The organism is Pseudomonas sp. GNP013 (assembly GCF_054343995.1).
Window position 1 is genome coordinate 4,391,008 of record NZ_JBTGUT010000001.1, and the last position, 25,150, is coordinate 4,416,157.

Here is a 25,150-nt window from a genome sequence, read left to right on the forward strand (position 1 = left end):
GGTGGGTTATCTGTGCACACGTCGTCTCTATCGATCAGCACGGAAACCTCCATGAGCCTCGAAGTTCCTGCCCACAGCAACCACGCCGGTAAACCTGCCAGCCGCATTCGGCAAAAGAACGAACAAGCGATTCTGCGGGCTGCTGAAGATGAGTTCGCGCGCCATGGCTACAAAGGCACGAGCATGAACACCATCGCGGCCAGTGCCAGACTGCCCAAAGCCAACCTGCATTACTACTTCACCAACAAGCTGGGCCTGTATATCGCAGTGCTCAGCAATATCCTCGAACTGTGGGACAGCACCTTCAACGCGCTGACCGCCGAGGACGACCCCGCCGTGGCGCTCAGTCGTTACATCCGCACCAAGATGGAGTTCTCTCGGCGCCAGCCCCAGGCCTCGCGGATCTTCGCGATGGAGATCATCAGCGGCGGCGAATGCCTCACCGAATATTTCAGCCAGGACTACCGCGCCTGGTTCAGCGGCCGTGCGGCGGTGTTCCAGGCCTGGATCGACGCCGGCAAAATGGACCCGATCGACCCCGTGCACCTGATCTTCCTGCTGTGGGGCAGCACCCAGCACTACGCCGACTTCGCTACCCAGATCTGCCGCGTCACCGGTCGCACCCGGCTGACCAAGCAGGACATGGAAGAGGCCGGCACCAACCTGATCCACATCATTCTCAAAGGCTGTGGCATCAAGCCAGCCCAATAAACGAAGCGACTTATGCCTTACACGCTGACCGGCCTTTGCGAATTTCGCGAAGAAATACGCAAAAGCCGCTTTATTACCCTGGCCGCGCCGATCACCACTGCGCAGGACGCTCAGGCGTTTATCGAGCACCACAGTGACCTCAACGCCACCCACAACTGCTGGGCCTGGAAACTGGCCGATCAATACCGCAGCAACGACGACGGCGAACCCGGTGGCACCGCCGGGCGCCCGATACTCGCTGCCATCGAGGCGCAAGGGTTCGATCAGGTCGCGGTGCTGGTGATCCGCTGGTACGGCGGCATTCAACTGGGCACCGGCGGGCTGGCCCGCGCCTATGGCGGCGGCGCCAACAAGTGCCTGCAAACGGCCGAACGCATCGAGCTGATCAGCCGTGTGGCGCTGAGTTGCGCCTGCGGCTTCTCCGAACTGAACCTGGTCAAGCTGCGCGTGGCCGAACTGGACGGGCTGATCGTGGAAGAAAATTTCACCGCCAATGGTGTCGAGCTGCAACTGGCCCTGGGCGAAGCGCACATCGACACCCTGCAGACCCAACTGGCCGATCTGAGCCGTGGCCGTATCCTGCTGCAACGTTGAACCTGCTACTGTTGCCCACTGCACCCTGAACCGCTACTGCAAAGGAAGCTTTTCATGTCTACGCAAAAAACCGCACTGATCATCGGCGCCTCGCGCGGCCTGGGCCTTGGCCTGGTCAAGCAATTGCTGCAGGACGGCTGGGACGTCACCGCCACCGTGCGCGACCCGAGCAAGGCCGATGCCCTGAAGGCCGTCGGCCCGGTACAGATCGAAAAACTGGACATGGACGATCAACAAGCCGTGATCGCCCTGAGCCAGCGTCTCAAGGACCGCACCTTCGACCTGCTGTTCGTCAACGCCGGCGTCAAGGGCCCGGACAACCAGGAACCGGGCCACGCTACCCTGGCGCAGGTCGGCCAGCTGTTTTTTACCAACGCCGTGGCGCCGATCAACCTGGCCCAGCGCTTTGTCGGGCAAATCCGCAAGGACAGCGGTGTGCTGGCGTTCATGAGTTCGGTGCTGGGCAGCGTGACCATCCCCGACGGTTCGGATATGGCGCTGTACAAAGCCAGCAAGGCCGCGCTCAACTCCATGACCAACAGTTTCGTCACCCAACTGGGCGGAAAAAAACTCACCGTACTGTCGTTGCATCCGGGTTGGGTGAAGACCGACATGGGCGGTGAGAACGCGCACATCGATGTCGACACCAGCGTGCGCGGCCTGGTGGACCAGGTAAATGCCTACACCGGCAAAGGCGGTCATCACTTCGTGGACTACAAGGGCGACACCATCGCCTGGTAATCTTCCCGCCTGGAGCGAGCTTGCTCGCTCCAGCACCTCGCCCTCCCCGGCGACCCTGGATCAGCAGACAGGGCAACACTGAGCTGGCAAACCTGAACCCATCATTCAGAGGAGCCGGCCAATGCCTGCGACCCGTATCTGGTTAAAAAACCCCCTCGCGATATTCACCGCCAATGGCCTCGATGCCCGTGGCGGCCTGGTGCTGCAAGACGGTGTGATCAGCGAAGTACTGGCCCACGGCCAGGCGCCCGCACATCCCTGCACACAGGTGTTCGACGCCCGCGAGCACGTGATCCTGCCGGGCCTGATCAACACCCATCACCACTTCTACCAGACCCTGACCCGCGCCTGGGCACCGGTGGTCAACCAGCCGTTGTTCCCCTGGCTGAAAACCCTCTACCCGGTGTGGGCGCGGCTGACGCCGCAAAAGCTCGCGCTGGCATCCAAGGTCGCCCTCGCCGAATTGCTGCTCTCCGGCTGTACCACCGCCGCCGATCACCATTACCTGTTTCCCGACGGCCTGGAGCACGCGATTGACGTGCAAGTGCAAAGCGTGCGCGAACTGGGCATGCGCGCCATGCTCACTCGCGGTTCCATGAGCCTGGGCGAAGCCGACGGCGGCCTGCCGCCGCAACAGACCGTGCAACAAGGCCAGGTGATTCTCGACGACAGCCAGCGCCTGATCCGCGACTACCACGAACGCGGCGACGGCGCGCAGATCCAGATTGCCCTGGCGCCCTGCTCACCGTTCTCCGTCACCCGCGAAATCATGCAAGCCAGCGCCGAGTTGGCCAGTCAACTCGATGTACGCCTGCACACGCACCTGGCGGAAACCCTCGACGAAGAAGATTTCTGCCTGCAACGCTTCGGCCTGCGCACCGTGGATTACCTCGACAGCGTCGGCTGGCTTGGCCCGCGCACGTGGCTGGCCCATGGCATTCACTTCAACCCGGATGAAATCGCACGCCTGGGCGCGGCCGGCACCGGTATCTGCCATTGCCCCAGCTCGAACATGCGCCTGGCGTCCGGCATCTGCCCCACCCTCGACCTGCTCGCCGCTGGCGCGCCGATTGGCCTTGGCGTGGACGGCTCGGCGTCCAACGATGCGTCGAACATGATCCTCGAGACGCGCCAGGCGTTGTATATCCAGCGCCTGCGCTACGGCGCCGAAAAAATCACCGCCGAAGGTGTGCTTGGTTGGGCGACCAAAGGCTCGGCGCAGTTATTGGGACGTACGGATATCGGCGAATTGGCCGTAGGCAAACAGGCAGACCTGGCGCTGTTCAAACTTGATGAACTGCGCTTTTCCGGCAGCCATGACCCGATTTCGGCGCTGCTGCTGTGCGGTGCCGACCGGGCCGATCGGGTGATGGTGGGCGGCAAGTGGCGCGTCATCGACGGTCAGATCGAAGGCCTCGACCTCAAGGGCCTGATCGCCGATCACACCCAGGCCGCGCGGCAATTGATCGCCGGGACCTGAGCCAGACACTGTTCAAAATGTGGGAGGGGGCTTGCTCCCGATAGCAGTGGATCAGTCAGCTTATCTGTAGCTGACACACCGCCATCGGGAGCAAGCCCCCTCCCACATTCGTTATGCGGTGCTTAAAGTCCGAGCAGCGACAACATGATGAACGTCGCAAACAGCACAAAGTGCGTCATCCCTTCGATGGCATTGGTTTCGCCATCGTTGAGGTTGATCGCACTCACGATCAGCGTGATAAACACCATCACTGTCTGCACCGGGGTCATCGCCATCTGGAACGGCTGGCCGCTGTAGAGCGCCATGGCTTCCATCACCGGTACGGTCAGAATCACCGTCGACAACGAGGCACCCAGGGCAATGTTCACCACCGACTGCATGCGATTGGCCAGCGCCGCACGCAATGCGGTCAGGATCTCCGGCGCCGCGGAAATGGCCGCTACCACAATCGCCGTGATCACCGGCGGTGCGCCGGTGCCTTCCAGGCCCAGGTCGAGGGTCTTGGACATCACTTCGGCCAGCGCGCCAATCACGATCACACCGAACACCAGGGTGCCGATGGAAAACGCCAGGCTCACCGGCGCCTCATGTTCGGCTTCCGGCAGTTTCTTGCGGCGTTTTTCCGGGTAGCTGTAGCTGAAGAAATAACTGTGCGGCCCGACCTGCATGCGCAGAAACAAGGTGTAGAGCACCACCATCGCGCCGATGGTGAACGCCGAGTAAATCTTCCAGTCGGCCTGGGGAATAAATTCCGGCACCACCATCGACACGCCCATGGCGGTCAGGATCATCACGCTGTAGGTGCGCGCCGAATCATCGTTGTAGGACTGCTCACCGTGCTTGATGCCGCCCATCAGCGCGGCCAGGCCGAGGATGCCGTTGATGTCCAGCATCACCGCCGAGTAAATGGTGTCGCGCACCAAGGTGGGCGAAGGTTCGTTGCTCATCATGATGGCCAGGATCACCACTTCCACCAGCACGGCGGCCAGCGTCAGGATCATGGTGCCGTAGGGGTCGCCGACCTTCTCCGCCAATTGCTCGGCATGGTGGGCGACGCGCATCGAGGCCATGACGATAAAGCCGATCAACACCACGCCCGCCACCAGCGCCACGACCTGCCCGCTGTGCAGCATCCAGTGCTCCAGCGGGTAGGCGGCGATGGCGGCAATCAGCGCCAGCAGCATGAATTTTTCTTGCTTGAGTGAGGTAAGCATTGCGGGCCTTCTGGTAGGGCAAATCAGTCATTGATGGGGTACAGACTGCATCGCGCCGCTAACGTTTCGTTACACCTTAATTCAAGTCGCCCTTGCGCGAATAATAGGAATACTCTCCTGCCGGTCAGGTTTTGCCGATTATTTCTGCCATGGCCTGTAGAATGCCGCCATTGCACCTGATGAGAATTTGACTATGTACGATTGGCTCAACGCCCTGCCCAAGGCCGAATTGCACCTGCACCTGGAGGGCTCGCTGGAGCCTGAGCTGCTGTTCGCCCTGGCCGAACGCAACAAGATTGCGTTGCCGTGGAACGACGTCGAAGCCCTGCGCAAGGCCTACGCTTTCAACAACCTGCAGGAGTTTCTCGACCTGTATTACAAGGGCGCCGATGTGCTGCGCACCTCCCAGGACTTCTACGACCTGACCTGGGCCTACCTGCTGCGCTGCAAGGCCCAGAACGTGATCCACACCGAACCGTTCTTCGACCCGCAAACCCATACCGACCGTGGCATTCCCTTTGAAGTGGTGCTCAACGGCATCGCCGCCGCACTCAAGGACGGCGAGCAGCAACTGGGCATCACCAGCGGCCTGATCCTCAGCTTCCTGCGCCACCTGAGCGAAGCCGAAGCCGAAAAAACCCTCGACCAGGCGCTGCCGTTCCGTGACGCATTCGTGGCCGTAGGCCTGGACAGTTCGGAAATGGGTCACCCGCCGAGCAAGTTCCAGCGCGTGTTCGACCGCGCCCGTGGCGAAGGCTTCCTCACCGTGGCCCACGCCGGCGAAGAAGGCCCGCCCGAGTACATCTGGGAAGCCATCGACCTGTTGAAAATCCAGCGCATCGACCATGGCGTGCGCGCCATCGAAGACGAGCGCCTGATGCAGCGCATCATCGACGAACAGATCCCGCTGACCGTGTGCCCGTTGTCCAACACCAAGCTCTGCGTATTCGACGACATGGCCCAGCACAACATCCTCGACATGCTCGAGCGCGGTGTGAAAGTGACGGTGAACTCCGATGACCCGGCGTACTTCGGCGGTTATGTCACCGAGAACTTCCATGCGCTGTACACCAGCCTGGGCATGACCCAGGACCAGGCCAAACGCCTGGCGCAGAACAGCCTGGATGCGCGGTTGATCAAGCCATAACTTAATCAATAAAACCAAATGTGGGAGGGGCTTGCCCCTCCCACATTTGGTTTGCAGTGTTCTTCATGCTTCGGTGAGTTCTTCCAGGGTCTTGCCCTTCGTCTCCATTCCGAACACCCACACCACCAGTGCCGCCACGGCAAAGCACAGCGCGCCGAGGGCAAACACCCCGCCTTGCCCGGTTATCGGGAATACCAGCCCGGTCACCAACGGCCCGAGCAGCGAGCCGACCCGGCCTATGGCCGAGGCAAATCCGGAGCCTGTTGCACGCGCCGACGTGGGGTAAAGCTCCGGCGTGTAGGTGTACAGCACCGCCCACATGCCAAACAGGAAGAACTGCATCAGCAGACCCGAGGTGATCAGCAGGCCGACGTTGCCGCCAAACACCGCGCTTTGTCCGTAGAGAAACGCCATCACCCCGCCGCCGAGCAGCGTCACCACGCACACCGGTTTGCGCCCCCAGCGCTCCACCAGCCAGGCCGCCATCAGGAAGCCGGGAATTCCGCCCAGGGAAATGATCACCGTGTAATACACCGACTGTGTCACCGCAAACCCCGACTGTTGCAGCAGCGCGCTCAGCCACGAGGTCAACCCGTAGAACCCGAGCAGGGCAAAGAACCACACGCTCCAGATCATCATCGTGCGCTGACGGTACTGCGCCGACCACAGCTGGTGGAACGCAGAGAAGAACGTGCCCGGCGCACTCTCAACCCGTGGCAATGCAATCGGTTCGGGCAAGTCCGCGCGGCCCAGCGAATCGCGCACCTTCTGCTCGATCCCCAGCAGCACCTTGTCCGCCGCCGCATGCCGCCCGGCCTGCTCCAGCCAGCGCGGCGATTCCGGTATAAAGAAGCGGATCGCCAGGACAAACACCGCCGGCACCGCCAGCACCAGGAAGATGTCGCGCCAGCCAATCACCGGCAACAGGAAGTAAGACAGCACCCCGGCAGCCACAAAACCCAGCGGCCAGAAGCCGTCCATCAAGGCGATGTAGCGCCCGCGCCGCTTGGCGGGAATCAGCTCCGACAGCATCGACTGGGCAATCGGAAACTCCATGCCCATGCCGATGCCCAGCAGCACACGGAACAAGGTCAGCGCCTCCACCGTCTGCGCTGTGGAACACAGGTAGCTGGCCAGGCCCCACAGCACGATGCTCCACTGGAACACTGGCTTGCGGCCGAAGCGGTCCGCCAGCATGCCGGACAGGGACGCGCCCACCACCATGCCAAAAAAACTCGAGCTGGCGAGCAACCCGGCCTGGGCCGTGCTCAGGCCAAACTCGGTTTTGATCGAGCCCAACAGAAAGGTCATCATCGCCAGGTCCATGGAGTCGAAGAAAAACGCCAGGGCGATGATGATAAAGATGACGCGGTGATAGCCGCTCAAAGGTAACCGTTCCAGCCGTTCCGCCGCGCTATAGCCTTGCCTGCCCATGCTGCACCCCACCGTGTGAAATTCCCCTCGGCGAGTGTGCGGCATCGTATTGGCGGGCTATTGCTGGATGCGACCTGACTGAAACCCTGAACGACGCCAACCGTCTCAGGCCTGGGCCGGTTCGGCCAGGCGGGCGATTTCCAGCAGCCCCATGGGGCTTACCAACAGGCCGCGCGACTCATGCGTGGCGCGGATCCAGTTCGACTGCAAAAACAGCTGCATCAGCCCCGCCCCCAACGCGCCGCCCAGGTGCGGTTGCTGCTGACTCCAATCGAAACAATCGCACACCAGCGGCGTGCTCAGCGCCTGGGTGAAAATCCCCAGGCCGGCCAGTTGCTGCGCGCCCTTGGGCGTGACTTCGACGCGCTGCTCACAGCGCTCGATCCACCCCGCCGCTATCATCCGTTGGTACAACTGCGCCGCCAGTTCACCGCCCAGATGGCCGTGACACAAACGCGCGTGGCGTAACAGCGCCGGCGCTGCCAACGACACGGGCGCCACCTGGGGTGAACAACGCGCGGCACTGGCCATGGTGGTGCTGGCCAGGGCGTCGATGGCCAGGCTGACGTCGGCGGCGGCAACGCGGAAGAGGCGCCGGCCACGCCGCACCTCGACCCGCAGCAGGCCGCTGCCGGTCAGTCGCGCCAGGTGCGCATTGGCCGAGGTCGACGACACGCCCGCCAGCGTCGCCAATTCCTCCGACGACCTCGCCGAACCGTCCATCAATGCCCAGAGCATGGCGGTGCGCTTGGGCTCGGCCAGCAAGCTGGCAATACGACTGATGCATGGTGCCTGTTCCATCTATCCACTCCCTGTTGACGCATTTTTCTGATGCGGTTGCCGCCAGAGTACAGGCACCCAAAGTGCCGGTTCCATGGGGTCTTACAGTATGGATAGGGACATAAGCTGAGTGAAATTTCCGACATTGATGGAAGGTTTTACGTCGCACGCATTCATCCGGGCATTTGCGCCGTCAATGTCGCACAGCGGGACACGAGCATTTCCCGCAGCAGGTTGATGGGCTTGCTCAATTGCGCACGGTGTGCGCACAGCAGATTGAGGGGCGTGCCCTCGCCGCGCAGCGCCGGCAGAATCAGGCGCAGGCGCCCGGTCAGCACCTCGGCGCTCACATCCAGCCAGGACTTGTAGGCAATGCCCATGCCCGCCACTGCCCAGCGCCGCACCACATCGGCGTCGTCACTGAAGCGATCGCCCGTAACCGTCAGGCCGACCTTGCGCTTGCCGTCGTGAAAGCCCCATTGATCGTGCACGCGGGTGCCGAGCATATACAGCAGGCAATTGTGCTGGGCCAGTTGCTCCAGATGCTGCGGCTCGCCATGCCGCGCGAGATAGCTGGGCGCGGCGCAAAGCACGCGGATATTGTCCGGCGCAACAGGCAGCGCGACCAGGCTGGAATCCTCGGGCTCGCCATAACGCAGGGCAATGTCCACCGGCTGGCGAAACAGGTCGGCAATACGGTCGCCCAGCAGCAGACGGATATTCAGTTGCGGGTGCTCGCGCTGGAACTCATCCAGCCACGGCAACAGCAGGTTGCGGCCGAAATCCGAAGGCGCCGACAGTTGCAGCACACCGCTGACGTGGTCCTGGCCGCTGGCCAGATGACGCCGTCCGTCCTCCAGCGCACCCAACGCGGTGCGCGCGTAGTCCAGAAAGCCCTCACCCTCGGCCGTCAGGCGCAGGCTGCGGGTGGAACGCGCCAGCAAGCGCGCGCCCAGTTGCTGCTCGATGCGCTTGAGGGCGGCACTCGCCACTGCCGGTGACAGGTCCATCACCCGCGCCGCCGCCGACAGACTGCCCAGGTCCGCGGCGCGTACAAACAGCTGCAAATCATCAAAACGCAGCATCAAACCCACCCATTATCAAAATTATATTGAAACAGACCTCTGTTTTAGCGGCTTTTATCCGCCCTGCAAATAGCCAATCATCTGTGCATCCCGCTCATCACGTATCTGGAGTCGACCATGTCCACCGCCTTTAACGTCATTGCCACGCTGATCGCCAAGCCCGACCAGCAGGACACCCTGGAAAAACTCCTGCGCGAGCTGTTGGAGCCCACCCGCCTTGAAGCCGGTTGCGAGCAATACGACCTGCACCAGGACCTGCAACACCCGCAGACCTTCTACATGCTCGAACGCTGGAGCGACGACGCCGCCCTGGCCGACCACGACCAGAGCGCACATATCCAGAGCTTTCGCGCCAAGGCCGCCGATGTGATCGAACATTTCGAACTCAAGCGCCTGACATTGCTCGCCTGATCACCGCACCTTCCCATCATCCTTTTGCGGAGCCCCCATGAAAGCCATCGCCTATTACGCTTCACTGCCGATCAACGATCCAAAATCCCTGCAGGACATCGAACTGCCCGAACCCGTCGCCGGCCCGCGCGACCTGCTGGTGGAAGTCAAAGCCATCTCGGTCAACCCGGTCGATACCAAGATCCGCCAGAACGTCACCCCGCAGGACGGCGCCGCCAAGGTGCTGGGCTGGGACGTGGCGGGCGTGGTCAAGGCGGTCGGCAGCGACGTGACGCTGTTCAAGCCCGGTGACAAGGTGTTCTACGCCGGCTCCCTGGTGCGCCCGGGCGGCAACAGCGAGCTGCACACCGTCGACGAACGCATCGTCGGGCACATGCCCAAACGCCTGAGTTTCGCCGAAGCGGCCGCCCTGCCCCTGACCGCCATCACCGCCTGGGAACTGCTGTTCGAGCGCCTGCAGGTGCGTGAAGGTCAAACAGATGAAGGCCAGAGCCTGCTGATCGTCGGCGCCGCCGGGGGCGTGGGCTCGATCCTCACCCAGTTGGCCAGCCGGCTTACCGCACTGAAAGTGATCGGCACCGCCTCGCGCCCGGAAACCCAGGCCTGCGCCAAAGACCTCGGCGCCCACCTGGTGATCGACCATAGCCAACCGCTGAGCCAGGCCCTGCAACAGGCCGGCCACCCGCAGGTGACCCACGTCGCCAGCCTGACCCAGACCGAGCATCACCTGGCGCAACTGGTGGAAGCGCTGCAGCCCCAGGGCAAACTGGCGCTGATCGACGACCCCAAGGCGCTGGACGTGAGCACGCTCAAGCGCAAGAGCCTGTCGCTGCACTGGGAGTTCATGTACACCCGCTCGATGTTCGAAACACCGGACATGATCGAGCAACACAACCTGCTCAACCGCGTCGCCGACCTGATCGACGACGGCACCCTGAAAACCACACTGGGCGAGCACTTCGGCGTGATCAACGCCGACAACCTGCGCCGCGCCCACGCGTTGCTCGAAAGCGGCAAGGCCAAGGGCAAGATCGTGCTCGAAGGGTTCTGATCGGTCAGACCTGCGCCTGCTCGGCCCGCGCCCGTTGCAGGCGCTGGGTCGACACGGCAATGGTCACCGCGAGTACACCGCACAGGCTGATGACCATCGCCATCGGCAGCGCGGTGCCATCGTGCAACACCCCCACCAACGACGCGGCCCCCGCCGCCACGCCGAACTGAATGCACCCCAGCAACGCCGAAGCACTGCCGGCCCGGGCGCCCTGCCCGGTCATGGCACAGGCCGAGGTGTTCGGCAAAATACAGCCCAGGCTGGCGATGCAGATAAACAGCGGCACCAGCAACGGCCACAGCGCCTCGGTGCGCAACGCGGCGATGCCCAACAGCGTCAGCGCCGCCAACGCATACAACCATACGGTACGCGACAGCAGGAACGCCGGCCCACGCTTGGCCAGCAGCCGCGCATTCACCTGCGCCATCAGGATAAAGCCCGCCGCATTGGAGCCGAACAGCCAGCCGTAGTGCTCGGGCGCCACGCCATAGAGCTTGATGAAGACGAAAGGCGACCCGGCGATGTAGGCAAACATCCCGGCAATCGAGATACCGCCGGTCAGCGCGTAACCGAGGTAGACACGGTCCGAGAGCAGCGCGGCGTAACGACGCAACGATCCGGACAACGGTTGGCGCGCTTGATGGGCCGGGAAGGTTTCCGGCAACCCCACCGCCACCGCGATGGCGGCCAGTGCGCTGAACAGCGACAACGCCAGAAAGATCGACTGCCAGCCCCACAAGCCGACCATGACCCCGCCCGCCAACGGCGCCAGGATCGGCGCCAGGCCGGTCACCAGCATCAGTTGCGAATACACCTTGGCCGAGCCTATGGCATCGCACTTGTCACTGACCACCGCGCGGGAAATCACCATGCCCGCGCACCCGCCCAGGGCCTGCACGAAGCGCGCGCCAATCAGCCATTCCAGGGACGGCGCATACGCACAGGCGCAAGACGCGAGGGTAAACAGAATCACGCCGCTGAGCAGCGGCACCCGGCGCCCGAAGCGGTCGGCCAGCGGGCCGTAGATCAATTGACCAATGGCCAGGCCTGCGAAATACACCGCCAGGGTCAGCTGGATATGCTTTTCATCGGTGGCAAACGCCGTGGCCATCGCCGGAAAGCCCGGCAGGTAAAAATCGATCGACAACGGCGCGAAGGCGCTCAAGGCGCCCAGGATCAGGATTATGCGAAGGTTCATCAGACACCCAAGTGAGTCGGCAGCCCGATAGTCTAGCTGCGGGTGGGTTTCTTGGATAGAACGATAGCTCGCTAACTATTGAAGTTCAGATGCCCCTGTCGCCTTCTTCCCATCAAGTTCCAGCAACATCGGCCGGGCTGGTATTTGCACGCGCGGTCGGCCAAGCTGCACCTCTCTTTGCATCTGAACCACGGAGCATTCGCCATGCGCTGGTCGTATTTCGCCGTTGCCGGCCTGCTGAGCCTGCCTACCGCTGCGCCCCTGGCCAGTGCCGCACAGGATTACGCAGTGCTGATCATTTCCCGTGAACGCCTGGAAGTGCCGACCACCTGCGAAATCGGCCTCTACATCCAGGACCAACTGGCCGGCCGCCTGTTCCAGGAAGAGTCCACCTCGTTCAACCTGCCGCCGGGCGACGTGTCGCTGCGCCTCAAGCTGCTGCCGGGCCAGACCCCGGGTTGCCTGCCGGGCCTGCTTGCGCCGCCCGCGCAGAACATCACGCTCAAGGCCGGCGACATACGCAAGTTGCGTATTGCCCAGGGGCCGGACGGCATGTACCTCAAGGCGGCCGAACTCGATTACTGAAACATCAACCTTGACCTTCCCCACAGGTCAAGGTTGATGCTTGGGGGCAACTTCCCTTGGAGGACTTGCCCCATGAACCGATCCACCACCTTCGACCTGCCCATCAGCGGCATGAGTTGCGCCAGTTGTGCCGGCCGGGTCGAACGCGCGCTGGGCCAGGTGCCGGGGGTGCACAGCGTCAGCGTCAACCTGGCCAACGAACGCGCCCATGTCCAAGTACTCGGCCCAATGGACCCTGGCGTATTGATCGCCGCCATCGACAAGGCCGGCTACACCGCCACCCTGCCCCAATCCGACATTGATACTCAGGCCGACCAGGCCCGGCGCCAGCACCGCGAGCGTTGGGCGTTGCTGCTGGCGATTGCGCTGGCGTTGCCCCTGGTGCTGCCGATGCTGGTGCAACCCTTCGGCCTGCACTGGATGCTCCCGGCCTGGGCACAGTTCGCCCTGGCCACGCCGGTGCAGTTCATCCTCGGCGCGCGTTTTTACAGCGCCGCCTGGAAGGCCGTGCGGGCCGGCAGCGGCAACATGGACCTGCTGGTGGCCATTGGCACCAGCGCCGCGTATGGCCTGAGCATTCATCAGTGGCTGAGCGCCACCGCGCCGCACTTGTATTTCGAAGCATCTGCGGTGGTGATCGCCCTGGTGCTGCTCGGCAAACACCTGGAAAGCCGCGCCAAGCGCCAGACTGCCAGCGCCATCCGTGCCCTGGAGGCGCTGCGCCCGGAGCGGGCGGTGCGCGTGCGGGACGGACGTGAAGAAAGCGTCGCCATCCACCAGCTCAAGCGCCACGACCTGGTCATGGTCAAACCCGGCGAGCGCTTCCCGGTGGACGGTGAAGTGGTGGACGGCCACAGCCACGCCGACGAAGCACTGATCAGCGGCGAAAGCCTGCCGGTGCCCAAACAGCCGGGCGACCCGGTTACCGGCGGCGCCATCAACGGCGAAGGCCGCCTGCTGGTGCGCACCCTGGCCATTGGCGCAGAAAGCGTGCTGGCGCGGATCATTCGCCTGGTGGAAGACGCCCAGGCGGCGAAGGCACCCATCCAGAAACAGGTGGATAAAGTCAGCCAGGTGTTCGTCCCGGCGGTGCTGGCGCTGGCGTTGGTCACCCTGGTGGGCTGGTGGCTGTACGGCGCGCCGCTGGAAACCGCGATCATCAATGCGGTCGCCGTGCTGGTGATCGCCTGCCCCTGCGCCCTGGGGTTGGCCACGCCCACCGCGATCATGGCCGGCACCGGCGTCGCCGCGCATCACGGCATTCTGATCAAGGACGCCGAAGCGCTGGAGCGCGCCCATGCCGTAAGCACTGTGGTGTTCGACAAGACCGGCACCCTCACCAGCGGCGCGCCAACCATCGCGCACCTGGTGGCGGTGGTGGGCAACGCGTCACAGCTGCTGCAACAGGCCGGCGCGTTGCAACGTGGCAGCCAGCACCCGTTGGCCAGGGCGGTACTGGATGCCTGCAACGAACAGGGACTGCCCGTCGCCGACGCGAGTGCCAGCCAATCCCTCACCGGGCGCGGCATGACCGGCACCGTTGACGGTCGGCAACTGGCGTTGGGCAACACGCGCATGCTGCAGGAACACGGCTTGAGCGCAGGCGAACTGGCAACCCGCGCCAGCGCTTGGGAAGCCGAAGGCCGCACCCTGTCCTGGCTGATCGAGCAAGGTGCGCAACCGCGCGTGCTCGGGCTGTTCGCCTTTGGCGATACGCTCAAGCCCGGCGCGCTGGCGGCGGTGCAGGCGCTCAAAGCGCAACACATCGGCTGCCACTTGCTCACCGGCGACAATCGCGGCAGCGCGCAGGCCGTGGCCCAGGCGCTGGGCATTGAGGACGTGTACGCACAGGTGCTGCCCGCCGAGAAGGCCGCCATCATCGCGCAACTGAAAAAAACCGGCGTAGTGGCCATGATCGGCGACGGCATCAACGACGCCCCGGCCCTGGCCGCTGCCGATATCGGCATTGCCATGGGCGGTGGCACCGATGTGGCCATGCACGCCGCCGGTATCACCCTGATGCGCGGCGACCCGCGCCTGGTGCCGGCGGCGCTGCAAATCTGCCGCAAAACCTGTGCAAAAATCCGCCAGAACCTGTTCTGGGCCTTTGTGTTTAACGTAATCGGCATTCCGCTGGCGGCATTCGGCCTGCTCAACCCGGTGATTGCCGGCGCGGCGATGGCCTTGTCCAGCGTCAGCGTGGTGAGCAATGCGCTACTGTTGAACACCTGGAAACCGCAGCACCTGGAGGACAAACACCCATGAACATCGGCCAAGCCGCTCGCCACAGTGGCCTGAGCGCAAAGATGATTCGCTACTACGAAGCCATCGGCCTGCTCGAAGCCGCCCAGCGCACCGACAGTGGTTACCGCGTATACGGCGCGCAGGACCTGCACACCCTGGCGTTCATCAAACGCTCGCGGGACCTTGGGTTTTCATTGGAAGAGGTCGGCAAGTTGCTGACCCTGTGGCAGGACCGGCAACGCGCCAGCGCCGATGTAAAGGCACTGGCGCGTCAGCATATCGAGGCGTTGAACCAGAAGATTCTGGAGCTTGGGCAACTGCGCGACACCCTGCAGGACCTGATGGATCACTGCCAGGGCGACCACAGGCCGGACTGCCCGATCCTCAAGGAATTGGCGTCCGGAAGCTGTTGCGCCTGAAGATCTTAATGACACACCACGAACCAATGTAGGAGGGGGCTTGCTCCCTCCCACATTTTTAATCTTCATTTATCTGAAGATCACTGCATCCAGGGCGGCGGCGGTGGCTCGTCGGATCCCTTGCTCGGTGGCGCATCATCCGCCGCCCGAATCGCCTGCTTGCGCGCTTCATCCAGCCGCGCCGCTTCGATCTCGCGGATCACACCGCCCACGTCCGCCAGCTCTTCCGGCTCGTCGAACTCACCGGTCAATACACTGGCCGGGTGCAGGGTGCCGGCTTCGTACAACGCCCACATTTCCTTGGCGTATTTGGTCGCCTTCAACTCCGGGGCAAAGCGCCCGAAGTAGGACGCCATGTTGCCTACATCGCGCTCGAGCATGCTGAACGCGTGGTTGTTGCCCGCCGCATCCACCGCCTGGGGCAGGTCGATGATCACCGGGCCCGTCGGCGTGAGCAGTACGTTGAACTCGGACAGGTCACCGTGCACCAGGCCGGTACACAGCATCAGTACGATCTGGGAGATCAGGAAGGCGTGGTATTCGCGCGCCTGATCCGGGTCCAGGGTCACGTCGTTCAGACGCGGCGCCGCATCACCGTATTCATCGGCCACCAGTTCCATCAACAGCACGCCTTCGAGGAAGTCGTACGGCTTGGGCACGCGAACGCCCGCACCGGCCAGACGGAACAATGCCGCCACTTCCGCGTTCTGCCAGGCGTCTTCGGTTTCTTTCTTGCCGAACTTGGAGCCCTTGGCCATGGCCCGGGCCTGGCGGCTGTTGCGGACCTTGCGGCCCTCCTGGTATTCGGACGCCTGACGAAAACTTCGTTTATTCGCCTCCTTGTAAACCTTGGCGCAACGCAATTCGTTGCCGCAGCGCACCACATAAACAGCTGCTTCTTTACCACTCATCAGAGGGCGCAGCACTTCGTCGACCAGACCGTCTTCGATCAGGGGTTCAATGCGTTTAGGAGTCTTCATCAGCTTTTATTGTGGGTCCTTTATTACCAAATACGCGTATGGCACTCGTTATACGGCAATCGGCGCGCCGGTGGGAGAGGCGACCGACCTTTGACCACCCAAGAATGCATCCTGTGTGCCAATTTCACTGCCCATCAGCGTTCAATGATGGCAGTTACCCCCTGCCCACCTGCGGCGCAGATCGAAATCAAGCCGCGCCCCTTGCCCGCCGCGTCGAGCAACTTGGCCAGGTTGGCGACGATCCGCCCACCGGTGGCCGCAAACGGGTGCCCGGCGGCCAGGGAGCTGCCCTTGACGTTCAGCCGGCTGCGGTCGATAGCCCCCAGCGGCGTGTCCAGCCCCAGGTGCGTCCGGCAATAGTCGGCGTCTTCCCAGGCCTTGAGCGTGCACAGTACCTGGGCGGCGAACGCTTCGTGGATTTCGTAGTAATCAAAGTCCTGCAGCGTCAGACCATTCCTCGCCAACAGCCGCGGCACCGCGTACACCGGCGCCATCAACAGGCCTTCGGCGCCGTTGACGAAATCCACCGCCGCCGCTTCGCCGTCGCGCAGGTACGCCAGAATCGGCAAGCCGCGCTCACGGGCCCAGGCTTCGCTGCCCAGCAACACCAGGGACGCACCATCGGTGAGCGGCGTGGAGTTGCCGGCGGTGAGCGTGCCTTTTTCACTGCGCTCGAAGGCAGGCTTGAGCGCGGCGAGTTTTTCCAGGGTCAGGTCGGGGCGCAGGTTGTTATCACGGGTGAGCCCCATAAACGGTGTGAGCAAATCGTTGTGCCAGCCTTCGGCATAGGCGGCGGCCATTTTGCGATGACTCTCAAGGGCCAGTTGGTCCTGCTCGGCGCGGGGGATCTGCCAGGTCTGCGCCATCAATTCACAGTGCTGGCCCATCGACATTTTGGTGCGCGGTTCGCCATTGCGCGGCAGCTCGGGCTTGAGGTGCTGCGGGCGAAGTTGTAACAGGACTTTTAATTTATCCGCCATGGACCTGGCGCGATTGGCCTGCAGCAGGATCTTGCGCAGCCCTTCATTCACGCCAATCGGCGCGTCCGAAGTAGTGTCGACGCCGCCGGCAATACCGCACTCGATCTGGCCCAGAGCGATCTTGTTGGCCACCAGCAACGCCGCCTCCAGCCCCGTGCCGCAGGCCTGCTGGATGTCATAGGCCGGCGTCTGCGGCGACAGCCGCGAGCCCAGCACGCACTCGCGGGTGAGGTTGAAGTCGCGCGAATGCTTGAGCACAGCGCCGGCAACCACTTCGCCAATGCGCTGGCCGTGCAGGTCGTAGCGTTCGATCAGGCCTTCCAGCGCAGCGGTCAGCATCGCCTGGTTGCTCGCCGTGGCGTAAGGGCCATTGGAGCGGGCGAACGGAATGCGGTTACCGCCAATGATCGCCACACGGCGCAATTGAGTCATAAGAAGCTCCCTCTGTCGGTTGCGGGCTGGATCACTGAGCCTAGTCGAACGACTGCTACCCTGGAATGGTCAACCTTTTGAACCCCAGCCTTCGGAGAGCGTTCCATGTCTGACCGTTATATCGACTTCGCCAACTCAAGCCTCGGCCATCGCCTGGTCGCCGCCATTGGCCTGCCGTCACCGGTGCGCCTGGAACGCTGGCAAGCCGGGCGCCTGCGCCCGGTGGAGGGTGCGCTGTTGCTGAGCGGCGGCGCGCTGGCCGACAAGGTGCAGGCGTTTGCCCACAAATTTACCGACGCCACTTACCGCTATGGCACCGAGGCCTCGACCTGGATTCCCGGCCACGGTCCCAAACTCAAGGCAGTGGTGTTCGACGCCAGCGGCTTGCAGCACACCGATCAGCTCAAGCAACTGCGCGAGTTCTTCCAGCCGCTGCTGAAGAACCTCGACCACAGCGCCCACCTGGTGATCCTCGGTCGCGCGCCGGAAAGCCTCGACGATCCGTTTGCCGCCAGCGCCCAGCGCGCCCTCGAAGGGTTCAGCCGTTCCCTGGCCAAGGAGTTGCGCAGCGGCGGTGTGCTGCAGTTGCTGTATGTCGGCGCGGGGGCTGAAGACCAGTTGGAAGGTGCGCTGAGGTTTTTCCTCTCGCCCAAAAGCGCCTACATCTCGGGCCAGGTGCTGCGCCTGCAAGCCTGCGCAACGCCAGTGGAGGACTGGACGCGCCCACTGGCCGGGCGCAAGGCACTGGTCACCGGCGCCGCACGCGGGATTGGCGCCTCCATCGCCGAAACCCTGGCCCGCGATGGCGCCGAGGTGATCCTGCTGGACGTGCCCCAGGCCAAGGCCGACCTCGACGCCCTGGCCGCGCGCCTGAGCGCGCGCACCATCACCCTGGATATCTGCGCCGAAGACGCCGCCGCCCAACTGATCGAACACCTGCCCGACGGCCTCGACATCCTGGTGCACAACGCCGGCATCACCCGCGACAAGACCCTGGCCAACATGACCCCGGAATACTGGGACGCCGTGCTGGCGGTCAATCTCAATGCGCCGCAGGTGCTGACCAAGGCCCTGCTCGACAGCGGCACCCTGCACGACAACGCGCGCGTGGTGCTGCTGGCCTCCATCAGCGGCATCGCCGGCAACCGCGGGCAGACCAACTACGCCGCGAGCAAGGCCGGCCTGATCGGCCTGGCCCAGGCCTGGGCACCGCTGTTGCAACAACGAGGCATCAGCATCAATGCCGTGGCGCCGGGGTTTATCGAAACCCAGATGACCGCGCATATTCCGTTCGGCCTGCGTGAGGCCGGGCGACGCATGAGTTCACTGGGCCAGGGCGGCCTGCCCCAGGATGTCGCCGAAGCCGTGGCATGGCTTGGCCAGCCGGGGTCCGGCGCGGTCACCGGCCAGGCCCTGCGGGTCTGTGGGCAAAGTCTTCTGGGAGCGTAAGCATGGATTGGCAAACACTGGACAGCCCGCCGTTTCTTCCGCCGCTGTACTGGCGCGCGGCGCTCAAGCGCAAGATCAGCGGCAGCACGCTGCCCGACAAGGGCCTGCGCTGCCGGGTCAGCCTTGAGCCACGGCACGTGGCGGCGTATCGCAAGGTCTGCGGTTTTGCCGACGGGCCGATATTGCCGGCGACTTACCCGCATATCCTCGCGTTCGGCCTGCAAATGCAACTGCTCACCGACCGGCAGTTCCCGTTTCCCTTGCTGGGGCTGATCCACCTGAGTAATCGCATTCGCCTGCATCGGCCCCTGGGCAGTGTCAGCGAGCTGACCCTGGCGGTGCATGCCGAAAATCTCCAGCCCCACGCCAAGGGTGCCACTTTCGATCTGGTGACCACCGCCCACGATGCCCTCGGCCTGCTGTGGCAAGCCGAGAGCCGCATGCTGTGCCGAGGCGTCAAGCTCGACGGTGAAGCGCCGGATGACACGCGGCCCGCGCCCGTGGACGTCAGCGAACTGACCCGCTGGAAAGCTCCGGCCGACATAGGTCGACGCTATGCACGGGTGTCCGGCGACTACAACCCGATCCACCTGAGCGCGCTCACCGCCAAACTGTTCGGCTTCCCCCAGGCCATCGCCCATGGCTTGTGGAACAAGGCGCGCCTGCTTGCCGCGCTGGGAGAGCACTTGCCTGCGGCGAATGTGGAGATCGACGTGGCGTTCAAAAAGCCGGTGCGTCTGCCCGGCGAAGTGACGCTATCTGCCAGCGCACCGGGGGCCAGCGGTGAATTGCAGCTCAAAGGTGCGGGTGATATCGAACACATGGTCGGCACCTGGCGACCCATTGCTTGAATGTGGGAGGGGGCTTGCTCCCTCCCACATGAACCCCATTCACATACTGGAGCTGGGGTGTCTTTAACGGGGCGGGTAGCTGGAGAGGATTCGCGCCACCGTGGTGCGTATGGCTTTGTCGCGATCCTGCGGGTTGGGCGAGCTGGCCATCAGTTGCTCGTCGCTGCCGCGCCACACCAGCTTGCCGTCCTTGCCGTCGAGCAGATCGATCTGCAGGGTCGCCACCTTGTAGGTGAGGTTGCGCGTTTCGTTGTACATCGGCGCGCCCCAGTAGCCGTTCCACGGGTTGCCCCACGGGCCGCCGTAATTAGTGGTGACTTGTTGCTGGCGATCTTCGACGATCAGGTAGGCCTGCACACGCAGGTCGGCCCGCGCGCCTGGCGCGGCAGCGCGCAGGCCGCGCTGGTCCAGTTGCTCGCCCACGGCCTGGCGGATGCGCTGTTCGGTGAGGTCGCTCTTGATGCGCGGATCATCCGGGCTGTATTGCAGGGCCGGGTCTTTCCAGGCCCAGCTGCGGTAGGCGCCGAAGTCTCGGCTGGCGTCAAAATCGTGGTTGACCTGGCCGCTCTGGCAACCGCCCAGCAGCAGGACAACGGCAAGCACAGCGATACGTCCAAACATGGTGATTCTCCCAGACCCTAGCGTTAATGCGGAGGATACGCCGTCAGCGCCTTTTGCACCGCCTGGCGCAACGCATCGGCGCGCTCGCCCAGGCTGCCCGAGCTGCCGGTCTCCGCGCTGGCACTCCACACCGGCTGGCCGCTGCGCGCGTCGAACAGGTCGACCCGCACCACAACCACCTGCACTTCATAGGTGCGCACCAGCGGTGCCGAGTTGTACATGCCGTAGCGATTGCCATAGCGGTTGTAACCGCCGTAGCCGCCGCCGTAACCCCCGCCGTATTCATAATCATCGCGCACCTGCCGCAGGCGCCTTTCCGTGTGCACGTCGGCGCTGACCAACAGGTCCGGCGCACGGTTATCATGCAGCGGGCGCAAGCCACGCTGGTCCAGCGCACCGCTGACCGCCTCGGCAATCTGCGCCGAATCCGCCCAGGCACTGCCCGCCGGGAGCTGGCCGTTGCGCCAGGCCCAATTGCGGTAGGCGCCGTAGTCGCGCACGGGCGCCGGATACGCGCTGGCATCGAACACGTTGGCCGCCTGCGCAGGTGCCGGCGGCATCGGCGCCGAACTGGCCACGTAAGGGTTGGGGCTGGAACAGGCGCCCAACCCCAGGGATAACAGGATCAAACCGAGACGACGCATTTGGACCTCCGCACACTGGCGTGCTTAAACCGGACGGCACATCCAGTGCAAATAGCGCCCAAGTCCGGCAAAGGCTGGGTGACGACGATGAGCGAGCTCCATCTCGACCAGGTCCTGCAACTGGGCGCGGGCCTGGAATTCCACCGGCATGTAATCGTGAAACACTCTGACACCGCTTTGGCTTTCGACCTGCCACGCGCCGGCGAGTTGCGCCGCCAGTTCCCGTGGATCGAGGGGTTGCTGGGGGGTGAGGCTCTGCTTCTCACCGGCCATGTCATTGTTGCGCATCTTGCGAAAGTGGCCCTTGAGCAGGTTGCGGTAGATCAGCGCATCGCGATTGTAGAACGCCAGCGACAGCCAGCCACCCGGCACGGTCAACTGGTGCAGCACCGGCAGGATCGCGTGAGGTTCGGCCAGCCACTCCAGCACGGCGTGGCACAGCACCAGGTCGTAGCGCTCGGTGAGCTGGCCGGGCAGATCCTGCCAGGGCGCATGAATGAAGGTTGCGCTCTGCCCGGCCTCGGCGAAACGCTGGCGCGCGCCGTCGAGCATTGGCGCGGCGGGTTCGGCCAGCGTCACCGTGTGGCCGCGTTCGGCCAGCCACAGCGACATGTGGCCCAGCCCCGCGCCGATGTCCAGCACCCGCAATGGGCGCTGCGGCAAGGCCTCGGCGAGGTCGGCCTGGAGCACCGCCAGGCGGATGGCGCCTTTGGCGCCGCCGTAGATCTTCTCGGCGAAGCGCGTGGCCAACTGGTCGAAGTGGCGGTCACTCATGGGCAAACCGCCGTTCGCTGTCGGCCAGCTTGGCGCGCACCACCGCGTCCATGTCCAGGCCCAGTTCGCTGCACAGCAGCAGCAGGTACAACACGATATCGCCGACTTCCTGCCCGGCATGGGCGAGCTTTTCCGGCGGTAGCTGGCGCGACTGGTCTTCGCTGAGCCATTGGAAGATTTCCACCAGCTCGGCCATTTCCACACTGGCAGCCATGGCCAGGTTTTTCGGGCTGTGGAACTGCTTCCAGTCGTTGGTATCGCGGATGCGGTGCAGGCGTTCGGTGAGGTGTTCGAGGTTCATGCTGGGCTCCTGAAGGGGTATAGCTTCAGGGGGATGGAGCTTGAAGGCAAGTGAATAGCCTGCGCTGGCCTTCAGGACGCTATCGGGAGCAAGCCCCCTCCCACAGTTGAAGGTATTCACACCACACAATGTGGGAGGGGGCTTGCTCCCGATGAGGCCTTAATCAACAACGCTGAACTCAATCCTGGCCGTCTGCCCGGCCTCATCCAGCACACTGAGCTGATAACGCCCGAGCCGATCAAAGCTGGCATTGATGCTGTCCTGGTTGGCACTGTCCCCCAGCGGCGCACCGTTGAGGAACCACCAGCGCCGACCACTGCCCCCCAGCGCCGATAGCTTCAGGCGCAGCGCCTGCTGGCTGGCGGCCGGCAGGCGCAGCTGGTCACCTTCGCGCACGCCGACAATCGACAACGGCGACGCCGCCGCCAGTGCCGGCGGCGGGCAATCCGGGTCCGCCGCCGGAATCCGCGCTTCACGGCGCTCCACCTTCGGCAGCCACGGTTCCAGCGGCGCGGGCCACAGGGCAATGTCCCGGGCGACCGCGCCGGGGCAATGGGCGTCGACGCGCAAGCCCTTGGCGTTGACCCACACGCTTTCCTTGAGGCCCACGCTCAGCGGCTGGTCCAGCGCCTGCAGGGTCGGCGGCGTGGTGTTGTCCAGCGTCCAGGCAAAGCGCTGGCGCCGACAATTGGGGTCGCTGCGGCTCATGGGCTGGCCCAGCGGCCAGCAGATCGCCGCGACCCCGACATTGGCCGGCACCGGTTTGACCGGCGCACTGATGCCGCGCTGGCTGTCGCGGTTGGCCAGCACATCGTGCACCTGCAACATCAACGGCGCCGCCGACGCCAGGCCGAACTGCCCCGGCACCGGCGTGCCGTCCGGCCGGCCGATCCACACGCCGATCAGATAGCGCGGCCCCACGCCAATCGCCCAGGCATCGCGAAAGCCATAGCTGGTGCCAGTCTTCCAGGCCAGCGTCGGGCGTTGCACCAGTTCGGCACGCGGGTCACGGTCGGGCCGCGCCTGGCCGCTGAGGATGCGCCGCACAATCCAGGCGGCCCCCGGCGACAGCAACGGACGCTCGCGCAAGACGTCGTCCGGCTGCAAACGGAGGGTCGCGCTTTTGCCGTCGCGGGCAAACGCACTGTAGCCACTCACTAAATCCTCAAGGCGACTGCCCGCGCCGCCGAGGATCAGCGCCAGGTTTGGCTCGGCCAGCGCCGGCAATGCCAGGGGCACGCCGCCGATGCGCATCTGCGCGGCAAACCGCTTGGGCCCGTAGGCTTCCAGCAACTGCACCGCCGGCAGATTCAACGAACTGGACAGCGCGGTACTGGCCGGCACCGCGCCGGTAAAGCCCATGGAAAAATTGCCCGGGCGATAATCGCCATAGCGCCGGGGCACGTCCTGCAACAGCGATTCGGAATGAATCAGCCCCTCGTCCAGGGCCATGCCGTACAGAAACGGTTTCAAGGTCGAGCCGGGCGAGCGCAGGGCGCTGATCATGTCCACATGGCCGAAGCGCCTGGCGTCGTTGATGTCCACCGAGCCCAGGTAAGCGCGCACGGCCATGGTTTCTTCCTCCACCACCAGAATCGCGGCCGAGGTGTGCTCGGGCAGGCGCGCGCGCCAGCCCAGCAACAGGTCTTCGAGACGGCGCTGCAGGGTGGCATCCAGCGTGGTGCGGATCAGCGGCGGGCTGTCCGGGCGGTTAAGGCGACGCGCGAGCAACGGCGCCAGGCTCGGTTCCAGGCGCGGCGCCAGCAGCAACGGTTCTTCCAGGGCCTCATCGACCGCCGCCTGCGGCCACACCTGGAACTCGGCGAGGCGGCGCAGCACTTTGTCCCGGGCCTGCTGGGCACGCTGTGGGTGGCGGTCCGGGCGCAGGCGGCTGGGCGCCTGGGGCAATACCGCGAGCAAGGCGGCTTCGGCACGGGTGAGCTGCGCCGGAGACTTGCCCAGGTACGCCCAACTGGCCGCCGCCACGCCCTGCAAGGTACCGCCGAACGGCGCGCGGTTGAGATAGAGGTTAAGAATCTGCTCCTTGGACAGGTGCCACTCCAGCTGCGCGGTGCGCCACAGCTGACGCAACTTGCCGTGCCAAGTGCGCGAATGCGGGTCGAGCAGGCGCGCCACCTGCATCGACAGGGTGCTGCCGCCCGACACCACCCGTGCGCCGGTAAGGTTCTGCCAGGTGGCGCGCACCAGCGCCAGCGGGTTTACGCCGGGGTGCTCGTAGAACCAGCGGTCTTCGTAGGTGAGCAGTGCATCGAGGTAATACGGTGAGACTTCACCGGTTTGTACGGGGTAACGCCATACACCGTTGGCATCGGCAAAGCGCCACAAGGGCGTGCCATCCTCGGCCAGCACCACACGGGCGAGGTCATCGCGGGGCAGCGGCAAGGGCCAGAGGCGGTCGGCCAGCCATAGCAGCGCTATCACCAACAACACAATCGCAAAGGCCCAGCGCAGCACCTGTGGGAGGGGGCTTGCTCCCGATGGCGACCTTCCAGCCAACTTATTCACCGCTGACACACCGCTATCGGGAGCAAGCCCCCTCCCACGTTGAATTGCATGATTAATCGAAAACTCAAACCGCCAAACCTCTATGCTTGCAGGGAACTAGCCCGCGTTATCGGCAACCAAAGGCACAAACACGCCCACCTTCTCATCAGGACACACACATGCAGGTAGAAAGCTTCTTCGAATGGTTGGGCCAGGCACTGGGTTCGGTGATCCGGTTTATCGTCGACGGCCTCAGCGGCCTGTTCGGGGCCTTGACCCATGCCGGCGGCAACTTTGTCGAAGGCCTGTCGCGCACCCTGGGCATGGACACCTCGATCATCAGCATCATCACCCTGATCATCGGCCTGATGCTGCTGTACTCGGCGGTACGTGCGTTCATGCGCGCCTCGATCATCATGGGGATCATCTGGCTGATGCTGGGGTTGTGGTTGCTCAGCTGGGTGGTGCACTGATCCCCTGTGGGAGAGCGCTGGCTCCCTCCCACATTTGCCCCCTTAC

General features: G+C 64.1%; 25 protein-coding genes. 13 read left to right on the forward strand and 12 right to left on the reverse strand.

Annotated elements, in window-relative coordinates; genetic code table 11:
- Nucleotides 1–51: 51 nt before the first annotated feature.
- The 4 genes from ACXX81_RS19435 (at nucleotide 52) to ACXX81_RS19450 (ending at nucleotide 3,526) form a co-directional block, all read left to right on the forward strand.
- Nucleotides 52–711, forward strand: coding sequence for a TetR/AcrR family transcriptional regulator (locus ACXX81_RS19435; protein ID WP_458572224.1), 660 nt, complete (start codon nucleotides 52–54; stop codon nucleotides 709–711).
- Nucleotides 712–723: 12 nt separating this feature from the next.
- A complete protein-coding gene (locus ACXX81_RS19440) occupies nucleotides 724–1,305 on the forward strand; it encodes an IMPACT family protein (protein ID WP_209988174.1) in 582 nt (193 codons plus the stop codon).
- 54 nt (nucleotides 1,306–1,359) lie between these two features.
- Entirely contained in the window at nucleotides 1,360–2,046 is a 687-nt protein-coding gene (locus ACXX81_RS19445; RefSeq protein WP_209988170.1) for an SDR family oxidoreductase, read from the forward strand.
- Nucleotides 2,047–2,167: 121 nt separating this feature from the next.
- The gene (locus tag ACXX81_RS19450) at nucleotides 2,168–3,526 is read left to right on the forward strand and encodes an 8-oxoguanine deaminase (RefSeq protein ID WP_458572225.1); all 1,359 of its coding nucleotides are present in this window, start codon (nucleotides 2,168–2,170) and stop codon (nucleotides 3,524–3,526) included.
- Nucleotides 3,527–3,648: 122 nt separating this feature from the next.
- On the opposite strand, the gene ACXX81_RS19455 is transcribed toward ACXX81_RS19450, so the two are convergent.
- Nucleotides 3,649–4,740: a calcium:cation antiporter gene (locus ACXX81_RS19455; protein WP_057009659.1), complete on the reverse strand. Its 1,092-nt coding sequence runs from the start codon at nucleotides 4,738–4,740 to the stop codon at nucleotides 3,649–3,651.
- A 193-nt stretch (nucleotides 4,741–4,933) separates the two neighbouring features.
- On the opposite strand from ACXX81_RS19455, the gene ACXX81_RS19460 reads away from it, so the two are divergent.
- The gene (locus tag ACXX81_RS19460) at nucleotides 4,934–5,887 is read left to right on the forward strand and encodes an adenosine deaminase (RefSeq protein WP_003233123.1); all 954 of its coding nucleotides are present in this window, start codon (nucleotides 4,934–4,936) and stop codon (nucleotides 5,885–5,887) included.
- A gap of 63 nt (nucleotides 5,888–5,950) precedes the next feature.
- Here ACXX81_RS19460 and ACXX81_RS19465 read toward each other — a convergent pair whose 3' ends face one another.
- The 3 genes from ACXX81_RS19465 to vimR all read right to left on the reverse strand — a co-directional run bounded on the left by ACXX81_RS19465 (nucleotide 5,951) and on the right by vimR (nucleotide 9,186).
- Nucleotides 5,951–7,321, reverse strand: coding sequence for an MFS transporter (locus ACXX81_RS19465; protein ID WP_057009661.1), 1,371 nt, complete (start codon nucleotides 7,319–7,321; stop codon nucleotides 5,951–5,953).
- 105 nt (nucleotides 7,322–7,426) lie between these two features.
- Entirely contained in the window at nucleotides 7,427–8,122 is a 696-nt protein-coding gene (locus tag ACXX81_RS19470) for an ArsR/SmtB family transcription factor (protein ID WP_209988162.1), read from the reverse strand.
- Nucleotides 8,123–8,274: 152 nt separating this feature from the next.
- On the reverse strand, nucleotides 8,275–9,186 hold the full coding sequence (gene vimR / locus ACXX81_RS19475) for a transcription regulator VimR (RefSeq protein ID WP_231422456.1): 912 nt from the start codon (nucleotides 9,184–9,186) through the stop codon (nucleotides 8,275–8,277).
- Between the two features lie 117 nt (nucleotides 9,187–9,303).
- Here vimR and ACXX81_RS19480 point away from each other — a divergent pair, with 117 nt between their 5' ends.
- Nucleotides 9,304–9,597: a putative quinol monooxygenase gene (locus ACXX81_RS19480; RefSeq protein ID WP_231422446.1), complete on the forward strand. Its 294-nt coding sequence runs from the start codon at nucleotides 9,304–9,306 to the stop codon at nucleotides 9,595–9,597.
- A gap of 37 nt (nucleotides 9,598–9,634) precedes the next feature.
- A complete protein-coding gene (locus tag ACXX81_RS19485; RefSeq protein ID WP_458572226.1) occupies nucleotides 9,635–10,648 on the forward strand; it encodes a zinc-binding alcohol dehydrogenase family protein in 1,014 nt (337 codons plus the stop codon).
- A 4-nt stretch (nucleotides 10,649–10,652) separates the two neighbouring features.
- Here the strand turns inward: ACXX81_RS19485 and ACXX81_RS19490 are convergent, their stop codons facing one another.
- Nucleotides 10,653–11,846 carry a multidrug effflux MFS transporter gene (locus ACXX81_RS19490; RefSeq protein ID WP_209988152.1) on the reverse strand — a complete coding sequence of 398 codons (1,194 nt, stop codon included), beginning with the start codon at nucleotides 11,844–11,846 and terminating at the stop codon, nucleotides 10,653–10,655.
- A gap of 204 nt (nucleotides 11,847–12,050) precedes the next feature.
- Between ACXX81_RS19490 and ACXX81_RS19495 the strand changes: the two genes are divergently transcribed.
- The 3 genes from ACXX81_RS19495 (at nucleotide 12,051) to cueR (ending at nucleotide 15,094) form a co-directional block, all read left to right on the forward strand.
- Complete coding sequence (locus tag ACXX81_RS19495; RefSeq protein ID WP_458572227.1) at nucleotides 12,051–12,431, forward strand: hypothetical protein; 381 nt, start codon at nucleotides 12,051–12,053, stop codon at nucleotides 12,429–12,431.
- Between the two features lie 72 nt (nucleotides 12,432–12,503).
- Entirely contained in the window at nucleotides 12,504–14,696 is a 2,193-nt protein-coding gene (locus tag ACXX81_RS19500; RefSeq protein WP_458572228.1) for a heavy metal translocating P-type ATPase, read from the forward strand.
- Nucleotides 14,693–15,094, forward strand: coding sequence for a Cu(I)-responsive transcriptional regulator (cueR, locus tag ACXX81_RS19505; RefSeq protein ID WP_322212547.1), 402 nt, complete (start codon nucleotides 14,693–14,695; stop codon nucleotides 15,092–15,094). Before ACXX81_RS19500 ends, cueR begins: the two co-directional genes overlap by 4 nt.
- 80 nt (nucleotides 15,095–15,174) lie before the next feature.
- Here the strand turns inward: cueR and ACXX81_RS19510 are convergent, their stop codons facing one another.
- Together ACXX81_RS19510 and ACXX81_RS19515 are read right to left on the reverse strand one after the other, a co-directional pair.
- Nucleotides 15,175–16,074: a PA4780 family RIO1-like protein kinase gene (locus ACXX81_RS19510; protein WP_057009670.1), complete on the reverse strand. Its 900-nt coding sequence runs from the start codon at nucleotides 16,072–16,074 to the stop codon at nucleotides 15,175–15,177.
- Between the two features lie 134 nt (nucleotides 16,075–16,208).
- Nucleotides 16,209–17,486, reverse strand: a complete 1,278-nt coding sequence (locus ACXX81_RS19515) for an acetyl-CoA C-acetyltransferase (RefSeq protein ID WP_458572229.1) — start codon at nucleotides 17,484–17,486, stop codon at nucleotides 16,209–16,211.
- Nucleotides 17,487–17,591: 105 nt separating this feature from the next.
- Here ACXX81_RS19515 and ACXX81_RS19520 point away from each other — a divergent pair, with 105 nt between their 5' ends.
- Together ACXX81_RS19520 and ACXX81_RS19525 are read left to right on the forward strand one after the other, a co-directional pair.
- The gene (locus ACXX81_RS19520; RefSeq protein WP_231422441.1) at nucleotides 17,592–18,935 is read left to right on the forward strand and encodes a 3-oxoacyl-ACP reductase; all 1,344 of its coding nucleotides are present in this window, start codon (nucleotides 17,592–17,594) and stop codon (nucleotides 18,933–18,935) included.
- 2 nt (nucleotides 18,936–18,937) lie between these two features.
- Complete coding sequence (locus tag ACXX81_RS19525; protein WP_458572230.1) at nucleotides 18,938–19,786, forward strand: MaoC family dehydratase; 849 nt, start codon at nucleotides 18,938–18,940, stop codon at nucleotides 19,784–19,786.
- A gap of 63 nt (nucleotides 19,787–19,849) precedes the next feature.
- On the opposite strand, the gene ACXX81_RS19530 is transcribed toward ACXX81_RS19525, so the two are convergent.
- The 5 genes from ACXX81_RS19530 to pbpC form a co-directional block, all read right to left on the reverse strand.
- Nucleotides 19,850–20,407 (reverse strand): DUF4136 domain-containing protein, encoded by a 558-nt coding sequence (locus ACXX81_RS19530; RefSeq protein ID WP_209988133.1) that lies wholly within the window; start codon nucleotides 20,405–20,407, stop codon nucleotides 19,850–19,852.
- A gap of 23 nt (nucleotides 20,408–20,430) precedes the next feature.
- Nucleotides 20,431–21,051, reverse strand: a complete 621-nt coding sequence (locus ACXX81_RS19535; RefSeq protein ID WP_209988130.1) for a DUF4136 domain-containing protein — start codon at nucleotides 21,049–21,051, stop codon at nucleotides 20,431–20,433.
- 24 nt (nucleotides 21,052–21,075) lie between these two features.
- Nucleotides 21,076–21,825: a methyltransferase domain-containing protein gene (locus ACXX81_RS19540; RefSeq protein ID WP_209988128.1), complete on the reverse strand. Its 750-nt coding sequence runs from the start codon at nucleotides 21,823–21,825 to the stop codon at nucleotides 21,076–21,078.
- The gene (locus tag ACXX81_RS19545; RefSeq protein ID WP_003233158.1) at nucleotides 21,818–22,126 is read right to left on the reverse strand and encodes a MazG-like family protein; all 309 of its coding nucleotides are present in this window, start codon (nucleotides 22,124–22,126) and stop codon (nucleotides 21,818–21,820) included. Before ACXX81_RS19545 ends, ACXX81_RS19540 begins: the two co-directional genes overlap by 8 nt.
- A gap of 159 nt (nucleotides 22,127–22,285) precedes the next feature.
- Nucleotides 22,286–24,601: a peptidoglycan glycosyltransferase PbpC gene (gene pbpC / locus ACXX81_RS19550; protein ID WP_458572231.1), complete on the reverse strand. Its 2,316-nt coding sequence runs from the start codon at nucleotides 24,599–24,601 to the stop codon at nucleotides 22,286–22,288.
- 209 nt (nucleotides 24,602–24,810) lie between these two features.
- Between pbpC and ACXX81_RS19555 the strand changes: the two genes are divergently transcribed.
- Nucleotides 24,811–25,104, forward strand: a complete 294-nt coding sequence (locus tag ACXX81_RS19555; protein ID WP_003233162.1) for a hypothetical protein — start codon at nucleotides 24,811–24,813, stop codon at nucleotides 25,102–25,104.
- Nucleotides 25,105–25,150: the final 46 nt, after the last annotated feature.